Raw genomic sequence first — 4,005 nt, 5'->3', positions numbered from 1 at the left:
GTGGTGCTGATACCCAGAGTCGAACTGGGGACCTCACCCTTACCAAGGGTGCGCTCTACCAACTGAGCCATATCAGCACGTCTGGAGCGGGCAGCGGGAATCGAACCCGCATCATCAGCTTGGAAGGCTGAGGTAATAGCCATTATACGATGCCCGCATCCTGGAACTCGGCTACCCAGTTCTTTCTGTAACAAAAAAAGAGACATGTCTCTTTTCTTATTCGAACCGGTTAATTTTTTCAACCAGTTCAGACAGCAAACACGCTGCCAGAAAGTGGTGGTGGGGGAAGGATTCGAACCTTCGAAGTCTGTGACGGCAGATTTACAGTCTGCTCCCTTTGGCCGCTCGGGAACCCCACCGGACTTGATGGTGCCGACTACCGGAATCGAACTGGTGACCTACTGATTACAAGTCAGTTGCTCTACCTACTGAGCTAAGTCGGCATCAAGTAGCGCGCATTCTATGGAGACCTGCGACCTCATGCAACTAAAAAATTGCATAAAATGTTCTATCGCTCACATTTTGCACGACAAGACTGCTAAATGGCCTATTTTTAGTCAGGTCAGTGCGATTTTTCGACACCAGGATGCTAACGGCTTAACGGAGAGCATCATCATATCTGTGTTTGAAAGAGAAAAATTCTTCTTTTACATATGGTATATCCGTCACATTGCGTTTCAGGGATAACTTATCAGGAGAGATTTTTTCTTATTATTCCCTCCCATCTGGTGTTACCCTCCTGCCCATTGTCCAAATTAACTGAAATGTGTCGTGCCATTGCATGCCGGGGATGATTCGCTTTTTTATCGCTGACCTGATGCAGCAATGACAGCCAGAAACATGCTTATGAGTAAAGAGCAAACGTTAATGACGCCTTACCTACAATTTGATCGCAACCAGTGGGCTGCGCTTCGTGATTCCGTGCCGATGACCCTGACCGAGGGCGAAATCGCACGACTCAAAGGTATTAATGAAGATTTATCACTGGAAGAAGTTGCCGAGATTTATTTGCCCCTGTCGCGTTTGCTAAATTTCTATATCAGTTCAAACCTGCGCCGTCAGGCTGTTCTGGAGCAATTTTTAGGCACTAACGGCCAGCGTATTCCTTATATCATCAGCATTGCCGGTAGCGTCGCCGTGGGCAAAAGCACCACCGCGCGCGTACTGCAAGCGCTGCTGAGCCGCTGGCCGGAACATCGTCGCGTCGAATTGATCACCACTGACGGTTTTCTACACCCTAACCAGGTGCTGAAAGATCGCGGGCTGATGAAGAAGAAAGGCTTTCCTGAGTCTTACGATATGCACCGTCTGGTGAAGTTCGTTTCCGATCTCAAATCAGGGGTGCCAAATGTCACCGCGCCAGTCTATTCACACCTGATTTATGATGTGATTCCAGACGGAGATAAAACCGTCGCACAGCCCGATATATTAATTCTTGAAGGCTTAAATGTACTACAGAGTGGAATGGATTATCCTCACGATCCACATCATGTATTTGTTTCTGACTTCGTTGATTTTTCTATTTATGTTGATGCGCCTGAAGATTTACTCCAGACGTGGTACATCAATCGCTTCCTGAAATTCCGTGAAGGGGCGTTCACCGACCCAGATTCTTATTTCCATAATTACGCAAAATTATCGAAAGATGAAGCGATCAATACCGCCGCATCATTATGGAAAGAAATCAACTGGTTGAACTTAAAGCAAAATATTTTGCCCACTCGTGAGCGGGCCAGTCTGATTATGACCAAAAGTGCCAATCATGCGGTCGAACAAGTCAGGTTGAGAAAATAATGTAAAAAGGGAGCGTTAGCTCCCTTTTTATTATTCTGCGCTGCGTAAAGATATTTCTCCGCCCATCCACGGCTTAATTACGCCATCCTGTTCAAGCAACAACGCGCCTTGCGCATCTATCCCACGGGAAATACCAAATATTTCTTTATCACCAATAATCAGTTTAACCGGTCGGTTAATAAAATTATCCAGTTTTTCCCAGCGAGACAGGTAAGGTGCCAGACCTTCCTGCTCAAAGAGTTCCAGCGCCGCACGCAACTCTTTGATTAACGTCGCCGCCAGCATGTTGCGATCAAGCGTAATGCCCGCTTCCTGGAGATTGATCCATCCCTGATTCACAACGCCTTCTTCCACACGGCGCATGGCCATATTGATACCTGCGCCGATAACGATTTGTGCAGCATCGCCCGTTTTACCCGTAAGCTCAACCAGAATGCCTGCCAGCTTGCGATCGAGTAAATAGAGATCATTAGGCCACTTAACCCGAACCTTCTCTGCACCCAGATCGCGCAGAACCTCAGCCATCACAATGCCGATCACCAGACTCAGCCCGATCGCGGCTGCCGGCCCCTGCTCCAGACGCCAGTACATAGAAAGATACAGGTTCGCACCAAATGGAGAAAACCACTTCCGCCCACGACGACCACGCCCAGCCTGCTGGTATTCCGCTACACAGGCATCACCCGACGTCAACTGGCCGATACGATCCAGCAGATACTGGTTCGTCGAATCGATAACCGGAAGTACCGTGACATTCCCGCTGTCCAGTTGTGCATGGATGACAGAAGCATCTAATAATTGGATAGGTTCTGGCAGGCTATATCCTTTGCCGGGTACGGTAAACACATCAACTCCCCAGTCACGCAACGTCTGGACATGCTTGTTGATGGCTGCGCGGCTCATTCCCAGCGTTTCACCCAGCTGTTCACCCGAATGAAACTCACCATCGGCCAGCAAAGAGATCAGCGTCAGGGGAACGGTATTATCCTTCATGCAATGATCTCCACAGCATTCACTTCACCAGTCTGCCCGATAAACCGAACCTCCGGTTCCAGCCAGACATTAAATTTCTCACCCACGTTCTGACGCACATGATGCGCGAGTTTCACCACATCCTCGCTTGTCGCATTATGTGCGTTAATCAGCACCAGAGCCTGCTGACGATGTACCGCAGCGCCCCCGATACTGACACCTTTTAGCTGGCACTGATCGATCAACCAGCCTGCAGCCAGCTTCACTGAACCATCGGCCTGCGGGTAATGTGGCGCACCGGGAAATTGCGCCAGTAATGTGTGCGCAATCTCTGCTGTAACAACAGGATTTTTAAAGAAGCTACCTGCATTACCATTTACTTTTGGATCGGGCAGTTTCGTGGTGCGCATATGGCATACGGCATCAAACACCTGCTGCGGCGTGACCGTTTCAGGTTCAAAGCGAACCAGGTCGCCATAAGTCAGTACGGGCTGCCACTGTTTTGGTAAACGCAGGCCGACAGCCACAATGGCGTAACGATCCTGATATTCATGCTTGAAGATACTATCACGATAACCAAAGCGACACTCTGTGGCACTCACCCGTAGAGGCTTTCCGGTTGCCAGCTCGACACAATCCACATAGTCACAGACCCGTTGTAGTTCTACACCATAGGCGCCAATGTTCTGGATAGGAGAAGAACCGACGCACCCCGGAATAAGCGCCAGATTCTCCAGCCCCGGCATACCTTGCTGGAGAGTGTATCGTACCAGGTTATGCCAGTTTTCCCCCGCCCCTACGTGCAGGTGCCATGCCTCGGGTTGCTCTGTCACCTCAATACCTTTGATACGGTTGATAATCACCGTTCCATGAAAGGTATCAAGAAACAGAACGTTACTCCCTTCGCCCAGTATCAGTACCGGATGATTTGATGCTTTAGCCGATTGCCAGGCATCCAATAGTTGTTGTTTATTTTCGGCACAGACAATCTCGTTAGCGCGTTGATCGATACCGAAGGTATTCCAGGGTTTGAGGGAGTGATTCATAGACGCTTTCCTGATGCAAAATCGCGTCTAGTTTACCGCATATGCAACGGTATGGCTTGTGGTTATGTAGGTGGGATAAGGCGCAGCGTCATCCGGCTGCCCCCGGACGCATAAACGCAAAAAGGCCATCCCTCAGGATGGCCTCTTCACTTTAATTAATGCCTGGCAGTTCCCTACTCTCGCATGGGGAGAC

The 4,005-nt window shown here is 49.5% G+C and carries 3 protein-coding genes and 4 tRNA genes; 1 reads left to right on the top strand and 6 read right to left on the bottom strand.

What is annotated here, in order from left to right:
- Position 1: 1 nt before the first annotated feature.
- The 4 genes from OGX93_RS00640 to OGX93_RS00625 all read right to left on the bottom strand — a co-directional run bounded on the left by OGX93_RS00640 (position 2) and on the right by OGX93_RS00625 (position 443).
- Positions 2-77: transfer RNA gene (locus tag OGX93_RS00640), tRNA-Thr, on the bottom strand.
- A gap of 5 nt (positions 78-82) precedes the next feature.
- Positions 83-157, bottom strand: a tRNA-Gly gene (locus OGX93_RS00635).
- 117 nt (positions 158-274) lie between these two features.
- Positions 275-359 (bottom strand) — tRNA-Tyr (locus tag OGX93_RS00630).
- 8 nt (positions 360-367) lie between these two features.
- Positions 368-443 (bottom strand) — tRNA-Thr (locus tag OGX93_RS00625).
- 397 nt (positions 444-840) lie between these two features.
- On the opposite strand from OGX93_RS00625, the gene coaA reads away from it, so the two are divergent.
- On the top strand, positions 841-1,794 hold the full coding sequence (coaA, locus tag OGX93_RS00615) for a type I pantothenate kinase (protein WP_024130653.1): 954 nt from the start codon (positions 841-843) through the stop codon (positions 1,792-1,794).
- A 30-nt stretch (positions 1,795-1,824) separates the two neighbouring features.
- On the opposite strand, the gene birA is transcribed toward coaA, so the two are convergent.
- Positions 1,825-2,787: a bifunctional biotin--[acetyl-CoA-carboxylase] ligase/biotin operon repressor BirA gene (gene birA, locus OGX93_RS00610; RefSeq protein ID WP_012133821.1), complete on the bottom strand. Its 963-nt coding sequence runs from the start codon at positions 2,785-2,787 to the stop codon at positions 1,825-1,827.
- Positions 2,784-3,812, bottom strand: a complete 1,029-nt coding sequence (murB, locus tag OGX93_RS00605) for a UDP-N-acetylmuramate dehydrogenase (RefSeq protein ID WP_153258003.1) — start codon at positions 3,810-3,812, stop codon at positions 2,784-2,786. Before murB ends, birA begins: the two co-directional genes overlap by 4 nt.
- Positions 3,813-4,005 lie beyond the last annotated feature (193 nt).

The organism is Citrobacter sp. CK195, from assembly GCF_030333365.1.
Lineage (GTDB): Bacteria > Pseudomonadota > Gammaproteobacteria > Enterobacterales > Enterobacteriaceae > Citrobacter_B > Citrobacter_B koseri.
The sequence above is the reverse complement of the archived record's forward strand: the minus strand, read 5'-3'. Positions and strand labels throughout refer to the sequence as shown.